23 protein-coding genes are annotated in these 26727 nt (G+C 70.4%); 10 read left to right on the forward strand and 13 right to left on the reverse strand.

Going from position 1 to position 26727, the window contains the following annotated elements; genetic code table 11:
- Window positions 1–11: 11 nt before the first annotated feature.
- Complete coding sequence (gene abc-f / locus O7615_RS30340) at window positions 12–1649, reverse strand: ribosomal protection-like ABC-F family protein (RefSeq protein ID WP_278181215.1); 1638 nt, start codon at window positions 1647–1649, stop codon at window positions 12–14.
- 244 nt (window positions 1650–1893) lie between these two features.
- Window positions 1894–3165, reverse strand: a complete 1272-nt coding sequence (locus tag O7615_RS30345) for an amino acid permease (protein WP_347405110.1) — start codon at window positions 3163–3165, stop codon at window positions 1894–1896.
- 70 nt (window positions 3166–3235) lie between these two features.
- On the opposite strand from O7615_RS30345, the gene O7615_RS30350 reads away from it, so the two are divergent.
- Window positions 3236–4225, forward strand: coding sequence for a helix-turn-helix domain-containing protein (locus O7615_RS30350; RefSeq protein WP_347405111.1), 990 nt, complete (start codon window positions 3236–3238; stop codon window positions 4223–4225).
- 9 nt (window positions 4226–4234) lie between these two features.
- Here the strand turns inward: O7615_RS30350 and O7615_RS30355 are convergent, their stop codons facing one another.
- From O7615_RS30355 to O7615_RS30365, 3 genes are read right to left on the reverse strand one after another with little or no spacing between them, the layout of a single operon-like run.
- Entirely contained in the window at window positions 4235–4642 is a 408-nt protein-coding gene (locus O7615_RS30355; RefSeq protein WP_278181216.1) for a hypothetical protein, read from the reverse strand.
- Entirely contained in the window at window positions 4642–4989 is a 348-nt protein-coding gene (locus O7615_RS30360) for a hypothetical protein (RefSeq protein WP_278181217.1), read from the reverse strand. Before O7615_RS30360 ends, O7615_RS30355 begins: the two co-directional genes overlap by 1 nt.
- The gene (locus O7615_RS30365; RefSeq protein WP_278182289.1) at window positions 4986–5954 is read right to left on the reverse strand and encodes an AraC family transcriptional regulator; all 969 of its coding nucleotides are present in this window, start codon (window positions 5952–5954) and stop codon (window positions 4986–4988) included. The genes O7615_RS30360 and O7615_RS30365 overlap by 4 nt, the downstream gene beginning before the upstream one ends.
- Before the next feature lie 80 nt (window positions 5955–6034).
- Between O7615_RS30365 and O7615_RS30370 the strand changes: the two genes are divergently transcribed.
- Complete coding sequence (locus tag O7615_RS30370; RefSeq protein ID WP_278181218.1) at window positions 6035–6685, forward strand: class I SAM-dependent methyltransferase; 651 nt, start codon at window positions 6035–6037, stop codon at window positions 6683–6685.
- Window positions 6686–6718: 33 nt separating this feature from the next.
- On the opposite strand, the gene O7615_RS30375 is transcribed toward O7615_RS30370, so the two are convergent.
- Window positions 6719–7909: a helix-turn-helix domain-containing protein gene (locus O7615_RS30375; RefSeq protein WP_278181219.1), complete on the reverse strand. Its 1191-nt coding sequence runs from the start codon at window positions 7907–7909 to the stop codon at window positions 6719–6721.
- 143 nt (window positions 7910–8052) lie between these two features.
- On the opposite strand from O7615_RS30375, the gene O7615_RS30380 reads away from it, so the two are divergent.
- Genes O7615_RS30380 through O7615_RS30390 form a run of 3 tightly spaced genes read left to right on the forward strand, consistent with a single transcriptional unit; the run spans window position 8053 to window position 12725 of the window.
- Window positions 8053–10344 (forward strand): aminotransferase class III-fold pyridoxal phosphate-dependent enzyme, encoded by a 2292-nt coding sequence (locus tag O7615_RS30380; RefSeq protein ID WP_278181220.1) that lies wholly within the window; start codon window positions 8053–8055, stop codon window positions 10342–10344.
- A gap of 4 nt (window positions 10345–10348) precedes the next feature.
- A complete protein-coding gene (locus O7615_RS30385) occupies window positions 10349–11962 on the forward strand; it encodes an FGGY-family carbohydrate kinase (RefSeq protein WP_278181221.1) in 1614 nt (537 codons plus the stop codon).
- Between the two features lie 49 nt (window positions 11963–12011).
- Window positions 12012–12725: an aquaporin gene (locus O7615_RS30390; protein ID WP_278181222.1), complete on the forward strand. Its 714-nt coding sequence runs from the start codon at window positions 12012–12014 to the stop codon at window positions 12723–12725.
- Window positions 12726–12731: 6 nt separating this feature from the next.
- Here the strand turns inward: O7615_RS30390 and O7615_RS30395 are convergent, their stop codons facing one another.
- The 4 genes from O7615_RS30395 to O7615_RS30410 all read right to left on the reverse strand — a co-directional run bounded on the left by O7615_RS30395 (window position 12732) and on the right by O7615_RS30410 (window position 17041).
- Entirely contained in the window at window positions 12732–14207 is a 1476-nt protein-coding gene (locus O7615_RS30395) for a cation:proton antiporter (protein ID WP_278181223.1), read from the reverse strand.
- 51 nt (window positions 14208–14258) lie between these two features.
- Complete coding sequence (locus O7615_RS30400; RefSeq protein WP_278181224.1) at window positions 14259–14486, reverse strand: potassium transporter TrkA; 228 nt, start codon at window positions 14484–14486, stop codon at window positions 14259–14261.
- Window positions 14487–14570: 84 nt separating this feature from the next.
- Complete coding sequence (locus O7615_RS30405; protein ID WP_278181225.1) at window positions 14571–15443, reverse strand: alpha/beta hydrolase; 873 nt, start codon at window positions 15441–15443, stop codon at window positions 14571–14573.
- A 143-nt stretch (window positions 15444–15586) separates the two neighbouring features.
- Entirely contained in the window at window positions 15587–17041 is a 1455-nt protein-coding gene (locus O7615_RS30410) for a glycoside hydrolase family 43 protein (protein ID WP_278181226.1), read from the reverse strand.
- A gap of 333 nt (window positions 17042–17374) precedes the next feature.
- Here O7615_RS30410 and O7615_RS30415 point away from each other — a divergent pair, with 333 nt between their 5' ends.
- Both O7615_RS30415 and O7615_RS30420 read left to right on the forward strand, forming a co-directional pair.
- Window positions 17375–18199 carry an alpha/beta fold hydrolase gene (locus O7615_RS30415; RefSeq protein WP_278181227.1) on the forward strand — a complete coding sequence of 275 codons (825 nt, stop codon included), beginning with the start codon at window positions 17375–17377 and terminating at the stop codon, window positions 18197–18199.
- Window positions 18200–18275: 76 nt separating this feature from the next.
- Complete coding sequence (locus tag O7615_RS30420) at window positions 18276–19052, forward strand: glyoxalase (protein WP_278181228.1); 777 nt, start codon at window positions 18276–18278, stop codon at window positions 19050–19052.
- Between the two features lie 108 nt (window positions 19053–19160).
- Here the strand turns inward: O7615_RS30420 and O7615_RS30425 are convergent, their stop codons facing one another.
- Window positions 19161–19541 (reverse strand): MerR family transcriptional regulator, encoded by a 381-nt coding sequence (locus O7615_RS30425; RefSeq protein ID WP_278181229.1) that lies wholly within the window; start codon window positions 19539–19541, stop codon window positions 19161–19163.
- A gap of 25 nt (window positions 19542–19566) precedes the next feature.
- Between O7615_RS30425 and O7615_RS30430 the strand changes: the two genes are divergently transcribed.
- Both O7615_RS30430 and O7615_RS30435 read left to right on the forward strand, forming a co-directional pair.
- Window positions 19567–20370, forward strand: a complete 804-nt coding sequence (locus O7615_RS30430; RefSeq protein WP_278181230.1) for an aminotransferase class IV family protein — start codon at window positions 19567–19569, stop codon at window positions 20368–20370.
- Window positions 20371–20538: 168 nt separating this feature from the next.
- Window positions 20539–21456, forward strand: coding sequence for an acyltransferase domain-containing protein (locus O7615_RS30435; RefSeq protein ID WP_278181231.1), 918 nt, complete (start codon window positions 20539–20541; stop codon window positions 21454–21456).
- 319 nt (window positions 21457–21775) lie between these two features.
- Here O7615_RS30435 and O7615_RS30440 read toward each other — a convergent pair whose 3' ends face one another.
- Together O7615_RS30440 and O7615_RS30445 are read right to left on the reverse strand one after the other, a co-directional pair.
- Window positions 21776–22297 (reverse strand): hypothetical protein, encoded by a 522-nt coding sequence (locus tag O7615_RS30440; protein WP_278181232.1) that lies wholly within the window; start codon window positions 22295–22297, stop codon window positions 21776–21778.
- A 242-nt stretch (window positions 22298–22539) separates the two neighbouring features.
- Window positions 22540–25953, reverse strand: coding sequence for a hypothetical protein (locus O7615_RS30445; protein ID WP_278181233.1), 3414 nt, complete (start codon window positions 25951–25953; stop codon window positions 22540–22542).
- A gap of 248 nt (window positions 25954–26201) precedes the next feature.
- On the opposite strand from O7615_RS30445, the gene O7615_RS30450 reads away from it, so the two are divergent.
- Window positions 26202–26705, forward strand: coding sequence for a DUF4265 domain-containing protein (locus tag O7615_RS30450; RefSeq protein ID WP_278181234.1), 504 nt, complete (start codon window positions 26202–26204; stop codon window positions 26703–26705).
- The last annotated feature ends 22 nt before the right edge of the window (window positions 26706–26727 follow it).

A 26727-nucleotide genomic window follows, 5' to 3' on the forward strand; every position in this document is an offset into this window, starting at 1 on the left:
AGTTCCTGCGCTCACTCGGGGTCGGGCGCGGCGATCTCGCGGAGGCCGCCGTCGTCGAGACGCAGCCACCGCTGCACGCCGATGTCGTGCAGGAAGCGCTCGTCGTGGCTGACCACCACGAACGCGCCCCGGTAGGCGTCCAGCGCGTTCTCCAGCTGGCCCACGCTGACCAGATCCAGGTTGTTCGTGGGCTCGTCGAGCAGCAGCAGGTGCGGCGCCGGCTGGGCGTACAGGACGCAGGCGAGGGTGGCGCGCAGGCGCTCACCACCGGAGAGGACACCGACCGGCAGGTGGGCGCGGGCACCGCGGAACAGGAACCGGGCCAGCAGGTTCATCCGCTCCGACTGAGGGCGGTCCGGAGCGTACGCGGTGAGGTTCTCCGCCACCGTACGGTCCGCGTCGAGCAGGTCCAGCCGCTGTGACAGGTACGCCACCCGACCGTCGGCCCGACGCACCTGCCCGCCCTCCGGTTCCAGTTCGCCGAGCAGCAGGCGCAGCAGGGTCGACTTGCCGACGCCGTTGGGGCCGGTCAGCGCGATCCGCTCCGGGCCCCGGATGGTCAACTCGACGCCGTCCCCGGCGAACAGTGCCCGGGCGCCGTGCCGCACCTGCATCCGCTGCCCCTCGACCAAAGTCCGGCCGGCGGGAACGTCGGTCTCCGGCAGGTCCAGCGCCAGCGTCTGGTCGTCCCGCAGCGCCCGGCTGGCCTCGTCAAGCCGGCCCTGCGCGTCGCTCACCCGGCTGGCGTGTGCCTGCTGCGCCCGGCCCGCCGACTCCTGCGCACTGCGCTTGAGCCCGCCGGCGACGATCCTGGCGAGGCCCGCGTTGCCGAGGTTGCGGGCGGCGTTGCCGGCCCGACGCTCGGCCCGTTCCCGGGCCTGCTGCATCTCCCGCTTCTCCCGCTTGACCTCCAGCTCGGCGCTACGTACCTGGCGTTCGGCCAGGTCCCGGGCGGCCTGCGCCGCCTCGGAGTACGCGGTGAAGTTCCCGCCGAACAGCCGCAGCTGCCCGCCGTCGAGTTCGGCGATCCGGTCCATCCGGTCCAGCAGCATCCGGTCGTGGCTGACCAGCAGCAGGCAGCCGGACCAGTTCTCCAGCACCGCGTACAGCCGGTGCCGGGCGTCGATGTCGAGGTTGTTGGTCGGCTCGTCGAGCAGCAGCACGTCGGGGCGCCGGAGCAGCTGCGCGGCCAGGCCGAGGGAGACCGCCTGCCCGCCGCTGAGGGTGTGCAGGCGGCGGTCCAGGGCCACCTCGCCCAGGCCCAGCCGGTCGAGTTCGGCGTGGCTACGTTCCTCGACGTCCCAGTCGTCGCCGACGGCGGCGAAGTTCTCCTCGCTGGCGTCGCCGGCCTCGATCGCCCGCAACGCGGCCAGCGCCGGTGCGACGCCCAGCACCTCCGCCACGGTCAGTTCACCGGTCAGCGGAAGGTTCTGCGGCAGGTAGCCGAGCACCCCGTCGACCGTCACGCCGCCGCCGGTCGGGGTCAGCTCGCCGGCGATCAGGCGCAGCAGGGTCGACTTGCCGGCGCCGTTCGGCGCGACCAGGCCGGTACGCCCCGGCGGCACGGTGAAGGACAGATCCCGGAACACCGGAGTGTCGTCCGGCCAGGAAAAGGACAGGTTGGTGCAGACAACGCAGATGTCAGACATCGCAGAGACCTCGGAAGGATGCCCGGGACGCGAGCGGCGCCCCGGTCAGGCAGACAGGGCTATGACACGACAGGCCACCCCGGCGTCGGCCAGGTAGGTGGCGGGTTGCTCACCCCGAGATGTCGTCGTCCCCCGACAGCATGTCGCGCTCCTCGTCTCAGCGCGGTTCTCCCGCGCGGGCACCAGCCTAACAGCTCTCCCGAGGGCCGACGCCGATCCGCGGCACGCCCACCGGCCGGCGGGATCAGGCGGGAGTTCGGCCGCGCAGCCGCAGGTAGAGCAGGGCCGCACCGGTGACCACCACCGGCCAGAGCAGGTAGACCCCGGTCATGGCCAGCAGGAACAGCACCACCCCGATGGTCGCCGCGGCGGCGTACCAGGCTCGGCCGCGCCGAGGTAGCAGGCGCAGCGCCGCCGCGACCCCGATGACGTAGACGGTGATGAAGGAGGCGGTGGTGACCAGGACCAGCGGCCGGAGGCCCAGACCGGCGGCGAGCACCACGGCCAGGGCCGCGAAGGCCATCGTGGCCATGACCGCGAGGCTGCGGCGGGGCACCTCGCCGGCCACGCTGCCCCGGGTGAACCAGCCGGGCAGCGCCCCGTCGCGGCCCAGCGCCGCGCCGAGCTTCGCCGCACCGGCGTAGTAGGCGTTCATCGTGCCGAAGGTGAGCAGCAGCGCGGCACCGGCCGCCAGCCAGCGGGCGTCGCCACCGAGCGCGGCGGCGAACAACTCGCCCAGCGGCGCGTCGGACCCCGCCGCCGCCGAACCGAGCACCGCGACGGTGGCGAAGGCCACCGCCAGGTACAGGGCACCCACCACCACGACCGCGGCGATGGTCGCCCGGGGCAGGTCCCGCGCCGGCCTGCGGAACTCCCCGGTCAGGTGGGTGATCGCCTCCCAGCCGACGAAGCTCCACATCAACAACGCGGCCGCCGGGCCGACGGCCGTCCAGCCGTGCGGGGCGAACGGCCGAAGGTTGTCCGCCGAGGCGTGCGGCAGGGACAGCAGCACCGCGAGCAGCAGAAAGGCGACCAGGACGCCGGCCAGGGCAAGCTGCACCCGCCCGGCCAGTTGCACGCCGGCATGGTTGGTCACGGTGACCGCGGCCATCAACAGCACGGCGGTCACCGCCACGGTGACCGCTCCGCCGCCGACCGCCGCCTCGACGTAGGCGGCGCCGAACAGCGCCGCCGCCGCGGCACCCGGCGGCACCGCGAAGTAGAAGCACCAGCCGACGATGGCCGCCGCCCGCGGCCCGAAGGCCATCCGGGCGTACGTCGACACGCCGCCCGCGTCCGGGTAGCGGGAGCCGAGCGCGGCGAAGGTCGCCGCCAGCGGCGCGGAGACCACCACGAGCAACAGCCAGGCGAGCAGCGACGCGGGGCCGGCGGTCTCGGCCGCCAGCGCGGGGAGCGCGATCACTCCGGTGCCCAGCACGGCGCCGACGTACAGTGCGGTCCCCTGGGCGGCGGTCAGCCGGCCACCGGTCATCGGCGTGGGGTGGGTCTGAGTCATGTGATCACCCTCGCCGGGCACGGCCGGACGGGACAGCCGGATTGGCGCCGCGCTGCGCTAGATTTCTGCCATGCGTACGCACGTCGTCGCGGTGGCGGTGACCGACAACCTGCCCATCTTCGAGCTGGCGGTGCCCCAGGAGGTCTTCGGCACCGACCGGCGGGACATCGTCGACCCCTGGTACGAGCTGCGCCTGTGCGCGGCCGAGCCCGGCCCGCTGCGCACCACCGTCGGCTCCTGGCTCGACCCGGCGTACGGCCTGGCCGACCTCGTCGAGGCGGACACCGTGCTGGTGCCGGGCTGCGCCCGCCCGGCCCAGATCGATCCCCCACCCGCCCTCGTCGAGGCGCTGCGGGTGGCGTACGCCAGGGGCAAGCGCATCGTGGGCATCTGCACCGGCGCGTACGCGATCGCCGCGGCGGGCCTGCTCGACGGCCGTCGCGCCACCACGCACTGGATGAACGCGCAGGACTTCGCCGGCCGGTTCCCGCTGGTCGACCTCGATCCACAGGTGCTGTACGTCGCCGAGGACAACATCTACACCTCGGCCGGCACGGCCGCCGCCATCGACCTGTGCCTGCACCTGGTCGGGCAGGACCACGGCGCCGCGGTGGCCAACGAGGTGGCCCGGCGGATGGTGGTCGCCCCGCAGCGGGCCGCCGACCACAGCCAGTACCCTCAGCCGCCGGTGCGGGGTGCCTCCCCCGCCGACCTGAGCCCGGTGCTGGAATGGGCGCGTGGGCACCTCGACCAGCCGCTGTCGGTCAACGACCTGGCCCGCGAGGCCCACCTGAGCCCCCGCACCCTCACCCGGCGCTTCCGGGACACCCTCGGCACGACGCCGTTGCAGTGGCTGCTGGAGCAGCGGGTCCGGCTGGCGCAGGAGCTGCTGGAGACCACCGACGACCCGGTGGAGCGGATCGCCCACCGCACCGGCTTCGGCAGCGGCGCCAACCTCCGCCAGCACTTCAACCGGGTCAGCGGCATGACCCCGCAGACCTACCGTCACGTCTTCCGCTACCGGGTCGCGGCGGCGCGTCACCCGCAACCGGTCACCTGAGCATCGCGGTCAGCCGCCGGGGCAGCCCCGGCCGCCGCTGACCGGAATGCACTGGGTGATGCGGGGTGCCGGCTCCTCGTCGGCTGGCGTCCAGCCGATCAACGGCCCGGTGGCGGCGTTGCCGGCGAGCGCGACGAGGCACCAGATCACCGCCATCCCCGCCAGTGACCAGGTGAAGTGGCGCTTCCAGTATCGGTCGTCGGCGAGCGCGGCGAGCAGTATCCCCGCCAGCGGGACGATCAGGCTGAGGATCAGCCCGGCGGTCAGGATGGTGTCGGTGGTCGCGCCGAACTCCTGTGCCGCCGCGCGGGTCGCCAGGTACGGCGACGAGGTACGCCGGATCAGTCCCACGATGAGCAGGAACGGTACGCCGTAGAGCCCGGCGAGGAACAGCACGCCGAATCCGATGCGCTTCATCACGCACCCTGCCAGAGCAGGCCCGCCGCAGCCACCAGCACGACGCTGGCCAGCGCCGACAGCGTGCCGATGACGAACGGTGAGGAGATCCAGCGCGCGAACAGGGCGGCGACCACCAGCGTGACGCACAGCAGGCCCACGAGCACCGGCGCGCTGACGATCAGGAGCAGCCCGATCGACTCCAGCGGCGTCAGGCAGCTGAACACCGCCGAGCAGTCCCGGTCCGGCGCGGCCGGCGCTCCGGACCAGCCGACGAGGACCGCGACGATGACGGTGGCGTACCACCCGATGGCGACGGCGAGACTCAACCCGAACAACCGCAGGCGCGGCGAATGACCACCATTCATGTCCGGGAATCTGCCACCGGACCGGAACCCGGCGCATCCGCATTCGTACTCATCCGCCATCGCGTCGGGGTCACCCCGTGGTCGGCGCGAAACCGCTTGATGAAGTAGCTGACGTCGGGATAGCCGACCCGGCGGCTGACCGCCGCCACGGTCAGGTCGGTCTCGGTGAGCAGCAGGCGGGCCTGCTGCATCCGGCGCTGCGCGATCCACTGCTGTACGGTCCGGCCGGTCTTGCGGCGTACCACGGTGGTGAGGTGACCGGCGGTGAGCGCGAGTTCGGCGGCGACGTCGGCCAGCGAGATGGGCTCCTGGTAGCGCTGCTCGATGGCGTCGAAGACGGCCGCGAGCGGCGGCTCGTCGGCGGACCGCAGCTGGTCGGCGACGCTGGTCGACAGGCGGGCCGCGGCGACCAGCAACAGGGTCAGGTGGGCGAGGGCGGCTTCCTGGTGGCCATCGCGCCGGGCCCGAAGTTCGGCGTCGAGCGCCGTGAAGCGCTCGACCCAGCCCGGCCGGTCCTCCGCTGGGATGCGTAGCCGCTGCGCCCGGTCGGTGCCCCGGGCGAACGGGAAGAGCAGCGGGTGTGCCCGCCACGACGAGTAGGGCCCGGCCGTTCCGGGTCGCACCACGTCGGCCGGGAACCACACCGTCCAGCCGTCGGTGACGATCGCCTCGTGCGGATCGACGAAGGCGACGACCTGCCCCGCCGCGATGACGAACAGGTCCCCGTCGGTCACCGTCCACGCGCGACCGTCGATCAGCACCGTTCCGTCGGCGTGATGCGCGTAGAAGAGCACCAGGAAGTCGTGCGTGTGCGCCCCGACGGCGGCCGGCCCGGCCGGCGCATCCCCGGCGACGCGGGCCACCGCGACCGGGGCGACTCCGGGCAGGTGGCGGAAGCCGATGACCGGTACGCCCTGCCCGGTCGTTCCCACCGAGCGCGGCGCGGTAGCCAAACTTTGTCGCATCCGGTCCACAGTTCCGCCCTTGTCCGCGTTGTCGCGCCGCATGAGGCTGAGAGTAACTTCATCGGATACCGGAGCGTGACATGACCGAACGGGTTAACACCGGCCGCGAGCGGGACTACCTGCCCGCCATGGGCAAGCACTGGCTGCTGCCCCTCTACGACCCGCTCACCCGACTCGCGGGCGTCGGGCGCCTTCACGAACAGCTGCTGGACCGCGCGGACCTCCGGCGTGGGCAGCGCCTCCTGGAGATCGGCTGCGGCACCGGCAACCTCCTGCAGGCGCTCGGGCGTCGCCACCCGGACATCGACGCGCTGGGCATCGACCCGGACCCGGCCGCGCTGCGCCGCGCCCGCCGCAAGGCGGCCCGGCGCAGGCTGCCGATCCGGTACGAGCGCGCCTATGCCGGCGAACTACCGTTGCCCGACGACAGCCTCGACCGGGTGCTGTCCGCGTACATGCTGCACCACCTCGACGACGACGAACGGACGCGCGCGCTACGGGAAGTCCGGCGGGTGCTGCGCCCCGGCGGCCAACTGCACGTGCTCGACGTCGACGGCACGCCGTCCGGGCGGGAATCGGGCCGGGCGCACCGCCATCCGCGGGTGGCCGGCAGCCTGCCCGAGCGGGTGCTGGCCGCCCTGGCCGACGCCGGCCTGACCGGCGTCGCGGAGAACGGTCGCGGGAAGGGCCGCTTCGGCGGCTACATCTTCTACCGCGCCGAGGCTTCCTGACCACCACACCGCAGGGACGTTGCGGAACGGACCCTACCCGCGCCGGGCGGGGGGTGGCGGGGTGCCGAGGTGGGTGGCGAGCACGACGAGCAGTTCCAGGCGGGTGGTGGGGTCGTCGAGGTCGGCGCCGTAGATGTCGCGTAGGCGCTTGAGCCGGTAGCTGACCGTCTGCGGGTGGACGAACAGCTCGGCGGCGACCTCCGCCCGCGAACCCCAGTGCCGCAGCCAGGCGTGCAGGGTCACCAGCAGGCTGTCCCGCTGCGCCGGGCGCACGTCGGCCAGCGGTGCCAGGCGGCGGGCGGTGAGCACCGCCAGGGCGCGCTGCTCGCCGCGCAGCGTCAGCGCGATCAGGTGGTCGTCGACGAAGACCGGACCCGGGTCGGGACCGGCCAGCCCCGCGGTCAGCTCGGCGAGCCGGACGCCCGCCGGCACCTGGGGCCAGTCCAGCTCCGGGCCGACCACCGCCCACCGCCCGGCCAACGCCTCGGCCAGCGGGGCACGGGTGGCCCGGGGGCCGGCCCGCAGCAGCAGCACCGCGTCGCGCCCACGTTCGATGACCAGGCCGTCGGCGCCGTACCGGAACCGCGCGTCGCGGGCCTGGTCCAGCGGCAGCAGGACGGGCACCACGGCGTCGAGGTCGGGCCAACCGATCCGGGCGGCCGCCGCCTCGACGGCGCTGGGCATGCCGTCACCGCGCAGCAGCAGCTCGGCGAGCTGCCGGCGCCGGTCTCCCTCGCCGGCCTGCTCGCGCAGTTGCAGGGCGTACCCGTCGGTGCTCGCGGCGGCCAGCTCGGCGACGTACGCGCTGACCGCGTCGGAGAGGTCGATCAGCTCCTCGGTGTCGATCGGTCGCAGCCGGGCCAACGACTGCGACGCGGTACGCAGCAGCAGCCGTGCCGCCGTCCGGAGCGCGGCCAGCAGCGCCTCCGGCCCCCGGTCCTCGCGCGCCTCGGCGGCGCCCAGCCCGACGAAGACCGCCCGGAAGCGGGGCGGCAGCGCGGGCTCCTCGGTGCCCACCAGGTCGAGGAAGCGGTCAAGGGCGACCTGGACGGCGCTCTGCACGTCCCGGGCGAACTTGTCGTCGGCGATGGCGGCGAAGGCGGGCGTCGCCTCGGTGACCGCGACCGCGACGGCGGCCACGGTCGCGGGCAGCTGCGGGCGCATCGCGGTGGCCAGATCGGCGGGCAGGCGCCGCCAGGGGGCCGTGGACACGGGCGCGCTCACCCGGCGATTTTGTCACGGCGGGATAAGAAGAGCCCAGATTCTCGCTGCCGGCGGGAGGGTGTTTCGACGCGAGGGCCCGCGCGACGATGGACCCACCGTGCGGCACCACCCCGACGCCGCCGGCCGAGGGCCGAGGAGGCGCCGTGCAGCACCGACTGTCCCGCCAGCACGTTGTCGACATGTGCCGGACCATGCTCGCCCGGGGCTACCTCAAGGCGACCGAGGGCAACGTCTCGGTCCGGGTTCCCGGCCACCGCCGGTACGCGGTGACACCGAGCAACTACGACTACGACCGGATGCGCGTCGAGGACATCTGCATCGTCGACTTCGACGGCCGGCACGTGCCCGACGACTCGGGCGCCGACCTGAAGCCGTCGATCGAGTGCGGGATGCACGCCAACATCTACCGCGAGCGTCCGGACGTCAACGCGATCGTGCACACCCACCAGCCGTACGCCTCGGCGCTGGCCTTCCTGCGCAGGCCGATCCCGGCGCTCACCGACGAGCAGGTGCGCTTCCTGGGCCGGCAGGTGGCGATCATCGACTACGCCCCGTCGGGCACCGGATTCCTCGCCCGCAACGTGCAGAAGAAGGTCGCCGGCGGGGACAACGCGTTCATCATCGCCAACCACGGGGTGGTCGCCGTGGGCACCGACCCGGACCGGGCGGTGTTCAACATGGCGCTGCTGGAGAAGGTCTCCATCGCCTACCTGTTGGCGCTGACCAGCGAGGCGGGGAAGGTCTACACCATTCCGGCCGCGATCCGGGAGATCGCCTTCGGCAAGCTGCGGGCCGACGAGAAGCGGATCGCCGCGCAGATCACCGAGGCGGTCGAGCCGCTGCGGGTACCAACCGACGAAGAGCTACCCAGCGCCGACCGGCTCGCCGCCGAGGTCTCCCCCGGCGAGGCGGCAGGAGACAAGGCGGCAGGAGACGAGGCGCCCGGCGACGCAGCTGGGGACGAGGCGCCCGGCGCCGAGTCGGCCCGGCTCGGCTACGCCATCAGCGAGTACCCGGACGTCAACGACGTGATGCGGCGACTCAGGGCGCTGACCGCGCAGCCGGTCCGGGGGCTGCGCCACGACGCGCTGCTCGACGTGCTGAACTACTTCGACACCAAGTGCCGGGCCAGCAGGGAGATCACCGACCGGGCCAGGCGGCGGATCCCCGGCGGCGTGCAGCACAACCTGGCCTTCAACTACCCGTTCCCGCTCGCCATCGAGAAGGCCGAGGGGGCGTACCTGGTCGACCGCGACGGCAACACGTACATCGACTTCCTCCAGGCCGGCGGGCCGACGATCCTGGGCAGCAACTACGGCCCGGTCAACGAGCGGGTCGCCGAGGTGGTCCGCGACTCGGGGCCGGTGACCGGCCTGTTCCACGAGTACGAACTCAGGCTCGCCGAGATCATCCACCGGTTCATGCCGCACGTGGAGATGTACCGCTCCCTCGGTTCCGGCACGGAAGCGGTGATGGCCGCCGTCCGTGGCGCCCGCGCCTACACCGGCCGGAAGATGGTGATCAAGGTCGGCGGCGCCTACCACGGCTGGTCCGACACGATGGTGTACGGGCTGCGGGTGCCCGGGACGTACCGGATGAACGCCAAGGGCATCCCGTTCGGCGCCACCAGCCGCACCCGGGAGTCCTTCCCGCACGATCTCGGGCAGCTCCGCCGCAAGCTGATCGAGAACCGGCTGCGCGGCGGCACCGCCGCCGTCATCGTCGAGCCGGTCGGCCCGGAGTCCGGCACCCGGCCGGTGCCCCGGGACTTCAACGCCCGGGTCCGCGAGCTGTGCGACCAGTTCGGCGCACTGCTGATCTTCGACGAGGTGGTCACCGGCTTCCGGCTCGGCCTGGGCGGCGCGGCCGGCTACTTCGGCGTCATCCCCGACCTGACCGTGTTCGGCAAGGCGGTCTCGGGCGGGTATCCGATGGCCGGCGGCGTCGGCGGCCGGGCCGACGTGATGGCGGTCTTCGGTTCCGGGCTGGACGGCCGCAGCGGCGCGCACATCCAGGTCGGCGGCACGCTGTCGGCCAACCCGCTGTCCTGCGCGGCCGGCTACTTCGCCATCGAGGAGATGGCCCGCACCAACGCGCCGGTGATCGCCGGCCGCGCCGGTGACCGGCTCACCCGTGGCCTGCAACGGCTGATCGACTCCTACGGCCTGCCGTACGTCGCGTACCACCAGGGCTCGATCGTGCACCTGGAGTGCAGCGGCGTGATGCTGCTGGACATGCGCAACCCGGTCAAGCTGCTGCGGGAGAACAAGGCCCGCAAGCGGCTGATGGAGCAGATGGGCGCCGCGTACACCGCGCACGGCATCGTCACCCTGGCCGGCTCCCGGATGTACACCTCGATGGCCGACACCGACGAGGTCATCGACGACGCCCTCGCCCGGTTCGACCAGGTCTTCGCGCTGGTCGAGGGGGTCTGAGCCGGTGGCCGCCACACCACCGCAGATCCTCGCCATCGACCTCGGCACCTCGGCGATGAAGGCCGCCCTCGTCGCCGCCGACGGCACGGTCACCGGCTGGGCCGAGCGACCGGTCCCGCTGCGGGTGCTGCCCGGCGGCGGCGCCGAACAGGACCCCCTCGCCTGGTGGGCGGCGCTCGGGCAGGTCGCCGCCGAGCTGGGCCGGGCCCACCCGGAGCGGATGTCGGCCGTCGGCACGGTCTGCGCCTCCACCCAGGGCGAGGGGACCATCGCGGTGGACGCCGCCGGGCAGCCGCTGACCGGGTGCATCAGCTGGCTCGACATGCGCGGCGCCCCGCACCTGCGCCGGCAGTTCGGCGGCTTCCCCGCGTACCAGGGAATGTCGGTCCGCCGGATCGCCCGCTGGCTGCGGCTCACCGGCGGGATGCCCTCGCCGACCGGCAAGGACCCCGCCGCCCACATGCTGCTGGTCCGCGACGAGCTGCCGCAGGTGTACGCGCGGACCGCGTCGTTCCTCAACGTGCTCGACTGGATCAACCTGAGGCTGACCGGGCGGACGGTGGCCACCGTCGACTCGATCCTCACCTCGTGGGTGACCGACAACCGGCGGCCCGGGGACATCCGCTACTCCCCCGCCCTGGTGGCCGACTGCGGCATCGACCGCGACAGGCTGCCGCCGATCGTCGCCTGCACCGACGTGATCGGCACGCTGACCCCGGCCGCCGCCGCGCACCTGGGCCTGCCCGAGACGGTCCGGGTGGTCGCCGGGGCGATCGACACCACCGCGGCCGCGATCGGCGCCGGCACCACCGGCGACCGCCAACCGCACCTGTACGTCGGCACCTCCTCCTGGATCGCGGCCCACGTGCCCCGGAAGAAGACCGACATCGCCGCCGGCATCGCGTCGGTGCCCTGCGCCATCGGCGACCGCTACCTGATGACCGCCCTACAGGCCACCGCCGGGGCCAACCTGACCTGGCTGCGGGACAAGATCGTCGAGTACGACGATCCGCTGCTCGGCCCCGGCCACCTCAGCCGCGACGAGGGCACGATCTTCGACGCCTTCGACCGGATCATCCCGACGGTGCCGCCGGGCGCGCGCGGCGTGCTCTACACCCCCTGGCTGTACGGCGAGCGTGCCCCGGTGGACGACCCGAACCTGCGTGCCGCCTTCGTCAACATCTCCCTCGACACCAACCGTTCGGATCTGCTGCGGGCGGTCTTCGAGGGCGTCGCCGTCAACACCCGCTGGCTCACCACGGCGGTGGACCGGTTCCTCGGCACGCCGGTCACCTCGATGTCCATCACCGGGGGCGGGGCGCTGTCGGACTCGTGGTGCCAGATCTTCGCCGACGTGCTCGGCGTCGAGATCCGGCGCGACGCCCAGCCCCTCGCGGTCAACGTCCGGGGGGCGGGCTGGATCGGCGCGGTCGGCACCGGGCAGCTCACCTTCGCCGACATCCCCACGCTGATGCGTACCGACCGGGTCTTCGCCCCGACGCCGGCGCACCGGGCGACGTACGACGAGCTCTACGCGACCTACCGGGAGCTACACCAGCGGCTGGCCCCGGTATACCGGCGCCTCAACCGCCCCAGGCGCCCCACCGGAGCGGGCTGACCAGGCGAAACGCCAACGCGGAGCGGCGCGGGTGGGCGAGACTGACGCCATGGTCGACGTCAGACGCTACGTAGCCGAGTTCATCGGCACGTTCCTGCTGGTGTTCTTCGGTGTGGGCAGCGCCATCGCGGCCCAGGTCGAGGGCCGGGTGGTGGTGGTCTCGCTGGCGTTCGGGTTCGTCATGCTCGCGTTGGTCTACACCATCGGCCAACTCTCCGGCAGCCACGTGAACCCGGCGGTGACCCTCGGCGTCCTGCTCTCCGGCAAGATCTCGCCGATCGGCGCGGTGGCGTACTGGATCGCTCAGTTCGCCGGAGCCGTCGTGGCGGCCTTCCTGCTCTGGGTGCTCGTCCGGTGGGGTGGGGTGACCGACCAGACCGGCGTGCTGGGCACCAACGGCTACGGCACGCACATCAACGCCGGTGGCGCGATGCTGTTGGAAACCGTGCTGACGTTCCTGTTCGTCCTGGTCGTGCTGGTGGTCGGCAAGCGCAGCACGGATCTGTCGGGCTTCGCCGGGCTGGCGATCGGCCTGGCGCTCGGCGTGGCGAACCTGGTCGGGGTCGCGCTGACCGGGGCGGCGGTGAACCCCGCACGAGCCCTCGGGCCGGCCCTCTTCGAGGGTGGCTCCGCACTCCGGCAGCTCTGGGTGTTCATCGTCTTCCCCCTGCTCGGTGGCGTCCTGGCCGCGCTGGTCGCGCCACTGGTCGAACACGGCTCCGGCTTCACCAAGGCCGGCTCGCCCCGGCCGGCCGGGCGCTGACCCCGCTCAGCGGTCGGAGCCCATCGGCTCGCGGACCAGGGCGCCGTCGATGTAGCAGTAGCGCCAGTCCTCGCCCGGCTCCAGCGAGCGGATCAGCGGGTGGCCGGTCTGCCGGTAGTGCTCCTCGGCGTGGTTGTTGACCGAGTCGCTGCAACAGCCCACCGCGCCGCACGTCAGGCACATCCGCAGCTGCACCCAGTCGTCGCCGCTCTCCACACACTGCGGGCACACGTCGACGTCGGATTCGGTGATGTTGATCCGGTCCAGGTGGGTGCAGGCGGTGCTGATCGTCTCCTCCCGCACGTACCGCCAGCTCGAGTGCAGCAGCCGGTCCGGGAGGATCCGGGCGAGGTAGCGCGAGTTCGCGGCGAGCAGCGGACACGCCACGGCCAGCACCAGCACGTACAGGGCGATGAACGGGCCGAGTCGGGCGTCGAGGCCGGCGGTGAGCGCGAGCGTGGCGAGGATCAGCGAGAACTCGCCACGACCCAGCACGGTCAGGCCGACGTTGGCCGCGCCGCGCTGGTTGAGCCCGAAGAGCCGGCCGGCGACCAGCCCGGCCAGCACGTTGGTCACCAGGGTCAACAGGACCGCCAGCAGCACCGGCACCGCCACCGTGCCGATCTCGCTGACGTTGATGCTCAGCCCGAACGCCACGAAGAACACCGCCGCGAAGACGTCGCGCAGCGGCAGGACCAGGCGTTCGACCCGCTCCCGGATGGGGGTACGGGCCACCACCAGGCCGATCATCAGCGCGCCGATCGCGTCGGAGACGCCGATCTCGGCCGATACGCCGGCGACGAGCACCACCAGGCCGACCATGAGGATGGCCAGCAGCTCGTCCTCGTTGCTGTCGATCACCTTGCTGACCAGGCGGGCGCCGTACCGGGCGACGGCGAACAGCACGACCAGGTAGGCGAAGCTGAGCCCGATCCGCAGCGCGAGTTCCCCGGCGGACCCGGCGCCGGACAGCAACGGAGAGAGCAGCGCCAGGTACAGCGCGAGGAAGAGATCCTCGATCACGATGATGCCGAGGATGACCGGCGTCTCCGCGTTGGCCAGCCGGCGTAGCTCGATGAGCAGCTTGGTGACGATGGCCGAGGAGGAGATGCCGAGGGCACCGGCGATCACGAACGCCTCGTAGCCGCCCCAGCCCAGCGCCAGCCCGAAGAGCAGCCCGGCACCCACGTTGAGGACGATGTACGAGCCGGCCGCGACGAACAGTCGCCGGCCGCTGCCCAGCACCTGCTCGACCGGGAACTCGACGCCCAGATGGAACAGCAGCAGCACCAGGCCGAGGGAGGCGAGCAGGCTCAGATCCTCGGGGTGGGCGATCAGCACCGGGCCGGGGGTGCCCGGCCCGAGCAGGATGCCGGCGAGCATGAAGAACGGCACGGTGGGCAGGTTGATCCGACGGCCCGCGCGGGCGAGCAGGCCCGCGATCAGCACGAGGGCGCCGAAGCCCACGAGGTCAGCGTGCACGGTGAGGACTCCTCAGGTGGGCGGGAGGGACCGGGTGGGACGCGGGTCCGGCTAGTCGGAGAAGTAGGTGCCGGTCAGCAGCGCGCCGACCTTGCGGGCCTGTTCCTCCGACATCTCGATGACGGCCACCGGATCATCCTGTCCGGCGGCGAAGACGTACAGGTCGCGGGTGCCCTCCCGGCGTACCACGATCGAGATGCGCTGGGTGTTGCTGCCCAGGTCGACGTCGTACCGTTTGCCGATTCCCGGCAGGTCCTGCACGTAGATCCCCTTGCCCATGATCCCCTCCCGCTGCACCGTCCACCGATCTCGGCGTAATCGTACGAGCCCACCCTCCGGTCGGTGTCCGGCGCACCGGCATGGTCAACTCGGCGGCCCCTGGTCGAGGAGGTCGAGGAAGTCGCGCACCAGCGGGACCACCTCGTCCAGATGGGTCTCCAGCAGCCAGTGGCCGCCGTCGAGCAGGTGCAGCCGCGCCTGCGGCAGGTCCCGCAGGTACGCCCGGGCCGCCCCCGCCGGCATGTAGCCGTCGTGCGGCCCCCAGACGATCAAGGTCGGCGGCTGGTGCGTACGCAGGTAATCCTGCTGGCGGGCGAACCACTGCCGGGTGTGCCGCTGGTCGGCGAGCAGGCTGGTCAGGTGTTCCCGGCGCTCCGGGGTGCCGAGCACCGCCCAGGACAGGGTCCACAGGTCGGGGCTGACCCGCTCGGCGACGGGCGGGGGCAACTCGCCGACGAACTCGTCGCGGAAGCCCGCCAGGCTCACCGCCTCGGCCAACCGCCGCCGCCCGTCGGCCGTCGGGTTGTCCCAGAACTCCTTCAGCGGGGCGTACCTCGGGCCGTGCTGATCCTCGTAGATGTCCCCGTTCTGGATGATCAGCCCGGCGACCCGCTCCGGACGCGCCATGGCCAGCCGCAGTCCGTGCTGCGAACCGTAGTCGTGCAGGTAGATCACGTACCGGTCGAGCCCGAGCGTGTCGACGAACCGGCGCAGGAACTCCGCGTGCCCGTCGAAGGTGTACGCGAAGTCCGCCGGGGTGGCGCTGTAGCCGAACCCGGGAAAGTCGGGGGCGATCGTGCGCCACCGGTCGGCCAGGGCGGGCATCAGCCCTCGGAACTGGAACGACGAGCAGGGGTAGCCGTGCGGCAGCAGGACCACCGGGGCATCCGGCGGCCCGGCCTCCCGGTAGAAGGTGTCGATCCCGCCCACGTCGATCCGCCGGTACGCGCTGGTCATGCCCTCACTATCGCCGCCGGCCACCGCCTCGCGCAGCGCTTCGTTCGGCGGGTACGCATGGTGGCCCCGCCGCGGCCGACCCTTCGGCCGGTTCCCGCGACGGGGCCGAAGGCCCGGCAGGCTGGGCTAGGAGGTCAGGCGGGCTAGGAGGTCAGGCGGAAGGTGGCGTCGTTGCGCCCCGCCGCGTCGCTGATCGGGTCGAGCCGGAGCAGGTAGTTGGAGTGCCGGATGTACCGGTCGGGGTAGTTGTGCGACTGGAACGACGACCAGGCCGCGTTGCCCAGCCCGGCGACCTGCCGGAAGGTGGCGTCCGCGGCGAAGACCGAGCCGCCGTCGTTGGCGGCCAGCACGAAGTCGAATCCGTAGTGCCGCAGGTAGTACCCCGGGAAGTTGACCGACTCGAACGACACGTTCCCGGATCCGCCGGCCAGGCCGGGCACCACCCGGAACTGCGCGTCCTGGGCGGGGCTGACGTTCGCGTCGATGCGTACGTCGAAGTTCGCGTGCCGCACGTACCGGTCCTGGTGGGTGTACGCCTGGATCCGGTTCACCGGGGTGGTGGCACCCCAGCGGCCGAGCACCGCGCTCTCCTCGGCGGCGGTCAGGCTCAGGATCGAACCGTGCCGCTTGCGGGTGGCGCCCATGGCGTAGTCGGAGCGGGTCCGGAAGTTGTTGACGCTGCCCAGATTCGTCGAAGTGATCGGCAGGTAGCCCCGACCGGTGGCGTACTGGTCGAGCCAGAGCGCCCACTCGTTGCGGCCGTTGAACTGCGCCCACATCGGCCCCTCCACGACGTTGCCGCCACCGGTGCCGTTGGAGATGCCCAGGTGGGACAGGTTCCCCAGGGTCGTCCAGGAGCCGAGGATCGAGTTGCTGGCCTCGATGGTGATGTGACCGTCGGCGGACGCCCGGTAGTAGCGGTAGCCGCCGACGCTGTTCGGCACCTCGACGATCTGGGTGTCGATGATCCCCTGCGTGCCGGGGCGCTCGATGTAGAGCTGGGGGGCGGTGAAGGTGCGGAAGTCGCTGGTGCGCACGTACCAGATGCGGTGTTTGGTCACGCCGTTGCGCGCGGAGTTGGTGGCCCAGTAGACGACGTAGTCGCCGGTGGCCTGGTTGTAGATCGCCTCGGGTGCCCAGGCGTTGCCGGCGCCGGGAATCGCTCCGGCGACATTGATCAGCCAGGGGGCGGACCAGTTCACCAGGTCGCGGGACTCCCAGACGACCAGCGACGTGCTGCCCCGGTTCGCCGCGTCGTTCCACGAGGTGCCGCTGGCGATCCGCAGGTCGGTGGCGACGATCCAGTACCGGTCACCGGCCGGCGAGCGGACGAGGGAGGGGTCACGCACGCCCCGGGTGCCGAGCGTGGAGAGCAGGACGGGCGCTCCGTTGTTCAGGTCGCGCCAGGTCAGCCCGTCGCGGCTGTGGGCCAGATAGACCTGCTCGCCGTTCGCCGACTCCCCGGTGAAGTGCGTCATCAGGTATCCGGTGAACGGGTCGAGGTCGGCCGCCTCGGCGCGGGGTGCCTGCGCGGCGGGCAGCAACAGCAGGCAGACGGCGGCGAGCAGTGCGCTCACCCTGGCTAGGACTCTCGGCATCGGCGGTCTCCTTCGCGGCGATGGCGCATCGGGATAGATTGATGTGAGCGCTAACATCTCTGCCCGTTTGATCGGCAACGATCAGTGTTTCGGGCTTGTTTCGAAGTGTCGACTTCGGACCGCCGCCTGTCAAGACGGCAATGCGGCTTCCGCGACCGTCAGGCACACGCTCGGGTGTGAACGTGAACCACAGTGCTCGCGCGACGGCGTACCTCCGACGTCAGCCCGGGCGTCGGTCGTGGGCTCGTCGGATTCCGGCGAAACGGCCCGCCGCCCGGGTGGTCAGGGCGATTCTGAGGGGCGGCACCATCGACCGGAAGGGGAATCACGGCCATGGCAGACAGCAGCAGGCCCGACACCGTCGTCCTCGTGCACGGCCTCTGGATGACCCCCCGCAGTTGGGAGCAGTGGATCCAGCACTATCGGTCGCGCGGGCTGACCGTCCTCGCGCCCGGTTACCCCGGCTTCGACATCGAGGTCGAGGCGCTGCGCAGAAACCCGGACCTGATCGCGAACCTGACCGTCGCCGAGACCGTCGACCACCTCACCGACGTCATCCGGCAGCTGCCCAGGCCGCCGATCATCATCGGCCACTCCTTCGGCGGCACCCTCACCCAACTGCTGCTCGCCCGGGGCCTGGGCTGCGCCGGGGTCGCCATCGACTCCGCGCCCACCGAGGGCGTACGGGTCACCCCGATCTCGCAGGCCAGGTCGCTCTTCCCCGCGCTGAAGAACCCCGCCACCCGGCACCGGGCCGTCGGCTTCACGCCCGAGGAGTTCCACTACGCCTTCACCAACACGCTGACCGAGGCGGAGTCGCGGGAGGTCTGGGACCGGTACCACATCCCCGCACCCGGCTACTGGATCTGGGAGTACGGCCTCCTCGCCAACCTCAAACCCGGCCACCAGGACACCTGGGTCGACTACGCGGCCGACCGGGCCCCACTGCTGTTCATCGCCGGCGCGGAGGACCACATCATGCCGCCGTCGGTGAACCGCGCCAACGCCCGGCACTACGACCGCTCCCCCGCCGTCACCGACTACCACGAGTTTCCGGGGCGGGACCACTGGACCTGCGGCGCGCCGGGTTGGCAGGCCGTGGCGGACCACGCCCTGGAGTGGGCGCTGCGTAACGCCCGGGTCACCCGCCCCGCCTGACAGATCAGGTCCCATCGGCCCGTCGGGCGCGCGGGGATGGCGCTACCGCGATGTGGACGCTGGCACACTGGCCGCGATGTCGATCCGGGCCCCGGAGGTGCCGTCCATGCCGACCGTCGAGCGTGTCCAGCCGAACGAGACCACCGTGCCGCTGCTGCACTGCGTGGACGTGGACCAGACGATCGCGTTCTGGACGGCGCTCGGCTTCGCGGTGACGTACGAGCAGCGCAAGCCGTACGTCTATCTCGCCCTCCGGTGGAGCGGGTTCGAGCTGCACTACGGCCGCGCGCCACGCGACCTCGACCCGGCGGCCGAGAACACCGGCGGCTGCCTGGTCATGGTCGACGCGGTGGCGCCCTACCACGCGGCGTTCACCACGGCGATGCGCCAGGCGTACGGCAAGGTGCTCGCCCGGGGGTTGCCCCGGATCACCCGCTACCGGCCCGGCGCGTCGCGGTTCAGCGTCGTCGACCCGTCCGGCAACACCATCATCTTCATCGCCCGGGACGAGCCGGAGGAACTGGAGTACGGCGGCTCCCCGCAGTTGAGCGGGCTGGCCCGGGTGCTGGACAACGCGCGGATCCTGCGGGAGTTCAAGAGCGACGACAAGGCGGCCTTCCGGGCGCTCAACTCCGGCCTGCGCCGCCACGGCGAGACGGCATCCCCGGTCGAGCAGGCATTGGCGCTCGCCGGGCTGATCGAGTTGTCGATCGCGTTGCAGGAGCCCGAGCGGGTGCCCGACTGGGGCGCCCGGCTCCAGGCACTCACCCTGACATCAGCGGAGCGCGACCAGGTGCGGCAGGCCGTCGCCGACCCCGACATCCTCGACCCCTGGCTACCCGACCCGTCCTGAATCCCACAGCGCCGGTCCACGGATCTGCCGTCCTCACCACGGTCCTTGCGCCCCTCTGTCGTTACTGAGGAGCCCGTTGCCGCGGGATCCCGAGCCTGCTCGGAGCTGCTACTGCTCTGGGTTCAAGGAGTCGATGAGTCCTTGGAGGGCGGTGCGGGTGCTGAGGAGGCTGGCGATGCGTTCGTCGTAGGCTTGGAGGTGCTCAACGAGGGTGGGCACGGCGCAGGGTTCGAGCCGGCCGGGTTCGTGGATGCACTCCAGCAGCTCGGCGATCACACGAGTCGGCAGGCCGGCCCCCAGCAGAAGCCGGATGGAGCGGACCTGCTCTACCGCCGAGGCCTCGAAGAGTCGCTGCCCGGTTGCAGAGCGCTCGGTGGCCAGCAGGCCTTGGTTGTCGTAGTAGCGCAGCAACCGCGGGCTCACCCCCGTGCGGGAGGCCAGCTCACCAACGCGCAGCAACTGCCTGTCCTGGACGCTTGCCTTTGACACTGGTGTCAGCTCCTACGTTCCTGGCATGGCCGTCTCGCTCACTCATCTCAACGGTAAGCCCGCCACCGCCAAGGACCTCGCACCGCTGGCGTTCGCTGGCTACGCCCACTTCACCGCCATGCAGGTCCGCGATCGGGCTGTCCGGGGCTTGGATCTCCACCTGGAGCGCCTACGCCGGGCGAGCGAGGTGCTGTTCGGTCAGCGCCTATCCAACAGCCGGGTCCGCGAGTACCTGCGCGCGGCCATCGACGCGGGTGGACCGGACGTGTCGCTCACCTGCTTCGTCACCACCCGGCCAGCGGAGTTCATGCCCACCAGCCCTGGCCTGAGCCTGGATACGCTCATCAAGATCACTGATCCGGCCCAGCCGCCTTCCGGGCCGGTCGCCTTGGACATCGTCCACCATCAGCGGCACCTGTCTGGCATCAAGCACGTCGGCGAGGTCACCAAGACCTTGTACCTCCGGCAGGCTCAAGCCCGCGGCTTCGACGACGCCGCTTTCGAGGACAGTGCGGGCCGGTTGAGCGAAGCGACCATCTGGAACCTCGCCTGGTGGGATGGCGAGCAGGTTATCTGGCCCCGTGCTGACATCCTGCCCGGAGTAACCATGCAGATCATCACCCGCCAACTCCAGAACGTCGGCGTTCGTCAGCAGACTCGCGAGATCCGCAGAGCCGACCTGAACAAGGACATGGCCGCCGTCATCATGAACTCTTGGACCCCAGCCATTCCTGTCTCTCGCCTGGGAGACAGGCAGCTCGCGAACGACGCCAACTTCACCCAACTCCTGCACGACGCGTACCAGTCCGAGCCCTCGACCCAGCCCTGAAACCAGTGTGAGCAGGTAGTTGACCGCCATCCGCCATCGGGTGAACACGTGGCCCCGGCGGACTACCGTTGCTCCGCATGACTCGCGCCGACACCACAGTCCCGGCTCACCAGCGCGAACAGCGGCATGAGCGTGTACGCGATCAAGGGTGGCGCGTAGGTTGGATACGTGCTTGAACTTCCCTCGGACATCGAAGCGGCGCGGCTGTTGGAGCATCTGGGGGCGTCGTCTGAAGACCGAGACGAGACGCTGTCGGCGCGACCCGATCCGCAGGAGCATCCGGATCTGTGGCGGACCTTGGAGCGCTGCTATCACGACTTGAGGTCAAGTATGGGTTCAGGGCTTCATCCGTCGAACGGATACCGTGGCTTCCCGGCGATGTCGGCTGATGCTGACTCGGTCGCCCTTCACCTCTACGTATGGCTCTATCTTGCCGTCCTCCCGGAGACGCTCCGCTACCACGCCGAGCGCGGCATCGACCGTCGACGGTCCTGGGAGACGTTGTCGAGCCTGGGGCCCATGATGGCTGAACATCGATCCGTTCACGGGCTCGGCGGGATCGGGAGATTCGAACAGTGGTGCCCGCCGTTGACGTTCCAGGGGACCGAGTATCGGCTCGGCCGACTTGACTACGACCGTGCCCGCGGCAAATGCCCAGACGGCGCGACTAGATTTCTGCTGAACATGCACATCCCGTCCGGTGTATCCCTATCACCTGAGTCCTGTGACGAATCACTTGACCTGGCCCGCACATTCTTCGTGCGTCATTTCCCTGACGAACCGGTCTCGCACTTCACATGCCACTCGTGGCTACTCGACCCCCAACTCACCGAATACCTCCCCGAGCAGTCGAACATCGTACGCTTTCTCCACCGCTTCGACCTGGAGCCGCTGACGTCCCACGATCAGAATCATGCCGACGGCGACATGTTGGAGTACATCTTCGGCCAACCCGGCCAGAGCGGTCCGGTAGCCGCGAACCAACTCGCGGACCTGCCACAAGCCACGTCCCTACAAAGGGCGTACGTGGCCCACCTCCGTTCCGGACGGAACTGGCGCGCACGCACTGGCTGGATCGCCTACTGACCAGGCCAGGAATTCGCCCGAGATACACTGAGGGCTCAATCCACCCAGGCTGGTACGGTCGCGCTGCACGTCGGGCCCGCTCCACCTGGACCAATCCCAGCGGCGTGATGATCGGGCCCGACAGCGGTCTCCCGGTCGACACGACGAGGCCGCGGCAAGGGAGTTCCGGCTCGCGCGACAAACCCGAACGAGCCTCGGCCCGAAGCAAGATCGAGTGCACGCTCGTCGGCACGATCGCGCTGGGCTCTGCCGTCCTCGGTCACGTACTGTGACGCCCGCTCGGCGGCAGATCCGGATGTCGGCGGGCGATGTACTGATTTCACAGCCAGGTGGCCGTCACCGCTCGCAGCAGTCCGGGATCGATCTCCAACGGGTCGGTCCCGCGGAGAGCATGCTCCATGGTGATCGCCGTGTCCCGTTCGGGCGAGTTGGCGTGACACGCGCAGTCCAGCCATTCGGCGGCTGAGTAAGCGTCGCCGATTACGCCGCCGGGATAGTCGAGGTCCGGGGCGAGCCGCGCCAAGAATCGGATCGCCGCGAACTCGTCGGCCTGGGGTCGTTCAGCTGTAACCGGACCCACCAGACGCGCGATCACGTTGCTGGACTGCTCTATGGGCATCTCCCGAATGCCAAGTTCGACCAGCAGTTCAGGCACCAGCTGGTCGACACGCCAGGGCGACCCCGCCCTCGGCAGGCCGGCGAGCTCGCAGACCGCTTCCCCTTCGGCTCCCTGCGCGACCAGATGAGCGGCTACATGCGGCCAATCGCTGCTGAGGATGAGGCCGAGGCGCTGTGCCGCGCCAACCAACCGGCGTTCGTCACTGGTGAGCACCCCGTTCATGACCGCGCCTCCCAGCTGCTGCACAACTCAGCCGACGGCCGATCGCTAGCGTCTCATCCAAACATGAAATCCGCGCCTCGCGGCAGATCCGTGCACCTGATCTTGACGATGGTCCCAGTAGTTGAACGGGCCGTCGACGGCATGTTCGGACTTCTCCGGTCTACAGTCGACATAGCTGGTAGCCCGCAGCTCCATACCGGCAGGGCTAACGGCAACCTGTGAGTGGTTGAACTGTCGTTGCTTCAGTCGCGATGGGTCAGAATCACCCGCGAAGCCGTCGCCTTGTCGGACTCCGGCAACAAGGCGACGAGGGCCAGCATCATCGACATGGCAAAGGCATGTCCGTGCTTGGCGACCAGATTGCGGTGAACGCCAGTGGCCACGGCCTCGAACGGGTCAGTGGCCGGCGGCCGTTCGCCGATTCCCGCTCGTACACCGCGCAACACTGCCGGGAGCCTATCGGCGTTCATCCACGGCTGCGTCATGCACCGAGTCAGAAGGGCTTGCAGGTTGGCGCTGGCACCGCGGTCGTCTTCGGTGATGCGAACCAGTCCGATGGCGGTCGCGGACACCCAGACCTCGATCTGGTCCGGTCCGGCGGTCGCGGCGTGCGCCAGCATGGCGAGCACGAATTCGATCACCGCGTTAGGGTCGGTCCAGGTCGCAGGCCGGGTCAGCGCGAACGCCACCCCGCGCGGCACCTGGCCGTCGATCGTCGCGGCCAGGTCGAACGTGACCCGGTCGAATCCGAGGTCGGTGAAGTAGTTGGTAAGCAGGACCGCCTCGGCCGCTGTGCGAAGCTCACGCGGGATCTGTCCCCGGCTCTGCAGGTGCCGGATGAGGTCTACCGTGCCGAAGGCCGGGACGCCCATATCGGCAGCGACCGAACGCAGACGATGGTCGTCGCACCAGAATGCTGTGCTTTGAGCAGCCGCCATATCGAGCGATGACAGCCACTCGAATCCCTGGTCGGCATCGCGGAATCTCGTCAGCCGCGGCCACGGCCGGCGTGTTGCTTGACGCAGGATCGAGCAGACCAGCGTGGACTTCTCGGCAAGTGCGTCGGCGACGGACTCCTCGATTGTCGTGACGGTCGGGCGCTGCTCGACGGGATCCCAGCCGGGCGACGTGGTCGAGCGCATGCCGAGTGACTCCTGCCCACGGATCGCGTCGTGGTAGGCGTCGTCGGTGGCGCGGACCTGTCCGAAGCCAGAGAGCAACTGCGAGCGCAGCTGCGGTTCGAGCAGGGCCAGCGTGTGAGCGGCGGTGATGTCGATAATCACGGCGCTGTTCAGGGCGGCCTCGGCTACCGCCCTGCCGTGTGCCTCTGTCGCCGGGGAATGAGCGCTGATGAAGCCGGCGTCGCGTTTCAGCGATGCCTCGGTGTAGGAGGAGCCGTAGGCGGTGGCGAAGACGCCCAGGGGCAAGTTGGCGAGGTCGAGCTCCTTGACCGCTTCGCTTAGTGATTCGTAGCGTGCGCGGATAATCGGTGCGAGTGAGCCGAGCGGATCCTCGTTCGAGATCGTCACCTTACGAAACACGGTGCTGTCGGGAAAGCGCTCGGCGTAGTCGAACATGGCGGTGTGCAGCGCGGCGAGGTCCTCGTCGGTCGTGGAAAGCCCTTGCCGCTGCAGACCGAAGAAGATCTGAGCGATGAAGACCCCCATCAGCTGCTCGTCGTCCGGCCATCGGGCCATCGTGGACAGCGCGCGGGACACGAACTGGGTGCTGGTATCGAATCGGGCGACCAGGCCGATCCAGGTGCGGGCGTCGTGCCGGTCGCGGGGGGCGAACGGATCGCCGTCAGGGGTAAGGGCGTTCCACGCACCGTCTCTATCATTGCGGCGGACCAAGGCGTGTACGAGTGCCCAGCGGGCATTTGCAGCGTTGGGATCGAGCGTGACCAGGTTGCGGGCCTGCTCGATCGCCAGGTCCCACTGCCCGTCGTCGACGTGGATTTCGAAGATCAACGCGCGCGTGTCGAATTGGCCAGCCCACTCGGGGCCGCCCATTGTCAACGCGCGTTCGGCGGTCCGAATCGCTGCTTCGGGCTCGCCTGCGGCCCGCAGGTGGGTTGCTGACGCGAGCATCGAGCCTGGATCGTTCCACCGGTGTGCGCTGTCGTTGAGCACGTCGGCGGCCAGCTGATGCTTCTCCTCGTGCCCGTATCGCTCCGCGAGCAGCACCGCGAGCGCCAGGTGTTCGGTGGCGCCGGCGCGCAGGGCTTCGATCGTTCCGCCGCCGGCACCCATGGCGCGGTGAATGGCCTTGATCTCGTCGACCAACCGCGGGTGCTGCTGTTCCATCTCGGTGAGATCCGGCAGATCACCTCCAGTGTGGGCCAGCCCTCGGACCGCAATAAGGAAGTCCGTGCCGGTCTCCGCGGCGTCCAGGGCGGTCTGCCACGCTGCGGCGGCGACCGAGTCTTCGGCGGTGCTGGTCAGCACCACGGCCTCGATCTCGGCCACGACGAAAGGGTTGCCGATCTCCGCGGCCAACGAGCGGGCCTGGTCGTGCTGGCCGGTTGTGGCGAGCAGCTCCGCCTTCTCCCTTCGCAGCCTGAGGTCAGTGGCCTCGTGTGGCCAGGCATCACCCTCGGGTGCCGGCTCGATGAGCGCCCGCGCTTGCCTCACTTTGCCGCCGAGCCGGCGCGCCTTGACCGCAATGACGGTCGCTTTGACGCTGTCGCCGTGCCACGATCGTTGGGCGTTGCGTGCCGTGATTGCTAACGCGGCCGCCTGTTCAGTGTCGGCCAACCGGTGGACGGTCTCCCCGTATTGCGCTCGGTAAAGCAGCAGCTCGGCGGCGTAGAGCGCTGGCCCGCTCGCGCCCTCGATATCGGCGGCCTCGAGCGCGTACTTGATCCCCAAGTTCAGGTTGTCCGCCCGGGCATGCAGCCGCGCAAGCAGCTGCAGCCGCATCGCCTCGTCGGCGTTCGACGACGTCTGCCACCCTGCCAGAACGTCGATGGCCAGATCCCACTTCTGACGGTGGACGAGGAGTAAGGCATGAGCAAACACATGGTCCCCGGCCGCGCCAGCGAGGAGCTCGTCGACCTCAGCGACGGCCTCCTTAGGCAGAGCCATTGCCTGCCGCGCCTTCCAATATCCGATCGGATAGGCACCACGCTGCACGGCAATAGCGAACAGCCTCGCCGCCGTAGGGTTCTGGCCGTAATCGGATGCCAGTTCCGCCAGCCAGCAGATCACCTCCACGGGCGCCAGGGAGAACCAGGCCGGCGGCTGCTCGCCCCACTGTCGAAGGACAGCGCCACGATCATCCGCCGTGACAATGCTATGCACCAACTGCTCCACGACCGGCCACGAATCACGGATCTCAATGGCCCGATCGCGGCGCCACGGCTGGAGCATGCCCACCTGGTCGTCGAACGCCCGGGTCGTTGACATCCGGCTCAGGATGGAATGGGTGCCATCCTCCACCGCCGCGCAAGTGGACGACGCCGCGGCACGTATGTGTTCGACCTGCCGAGCCTCTTGCTGCTCGCTGTCCACAGAGTCAAGATGCCTGGAGATCAGCCGGACGCCGGTCAGACACACGACGGCCACGACGCCGAGCACGCCCAGCATGAGGGTGACGTTGCTGGTGAACAGGTTGAGCACCACGGCGACGACGGCCTCGCACGCTGCGGTGACCACAATCGCGACCGCCCACAGGGGCAGCCTTGGGCCGCGGCCCCTGCTCGGGTACGCAGGACTGCCGCCCGGCGGCGAGCCAGCCCCCGCATCGGTGGCGGCCAGCCGACCAAATCTCCGCAACATACAGACTGCTCGCCTTCAGTTCGACTCCCCGCCGCACAATCCAGCCTTGGAGCGTGCAGCGGTACCCTACGACGGTAGGCGACGCTGGAGTGGGCTCGGCGGTACCCAGGACGGTGGGGTTTCACGTGGCATCGGGTTCGGTCGACGTCCATGCTCAGCGGGAAGCTGAGGACATCAAGGTCTGGTTCCGGTTCGTACCACGGGAGGGCTGGTTGCCCTTCGACACGGAAGGGTTGTGGGCGACACGGGTCGGCGAGGATCTGGCCCGGGTCCGCAACGTGCCGTTCCTGCAGGACGGAGTAGCTGAGGACGACGTCGTGCGTTTCGTGACGGACGCCGACGGGCTGCACTGGTCTGTAGAACAGGTTCAAGCCTCCGGCAACTGCACCGTGCGTGTCCTCCCGAATCCCGATGGACCACTCGGCCGGTCGGCGCAAGCCGTGCACGCCGAGTTCACGGCATTCAACCTCGGCGGCGAGGTCTTCAGCGAACAGTTGCCACTGGTGGCGTTCAACATCCCGGCCGACGCGGATCTCACCGCTATCAAGATGTTGCTGGAACGTGGCCAAAACAATGACTGGTGGCACTACGAGGTGGGATCCGGAACCCCACGATGGTGGGACGCCTGACACTCATCGATTCACGATGCGC

Source organism: Micromonospora sp. WMMD1082, assembly GCF_029626175.1.
Classification (GTDB): domain Bacteria; phylum Actinomycetota; class Actinomycetes; order Mycobacteriales; family Micromonosporaceae; genus Micromonospora.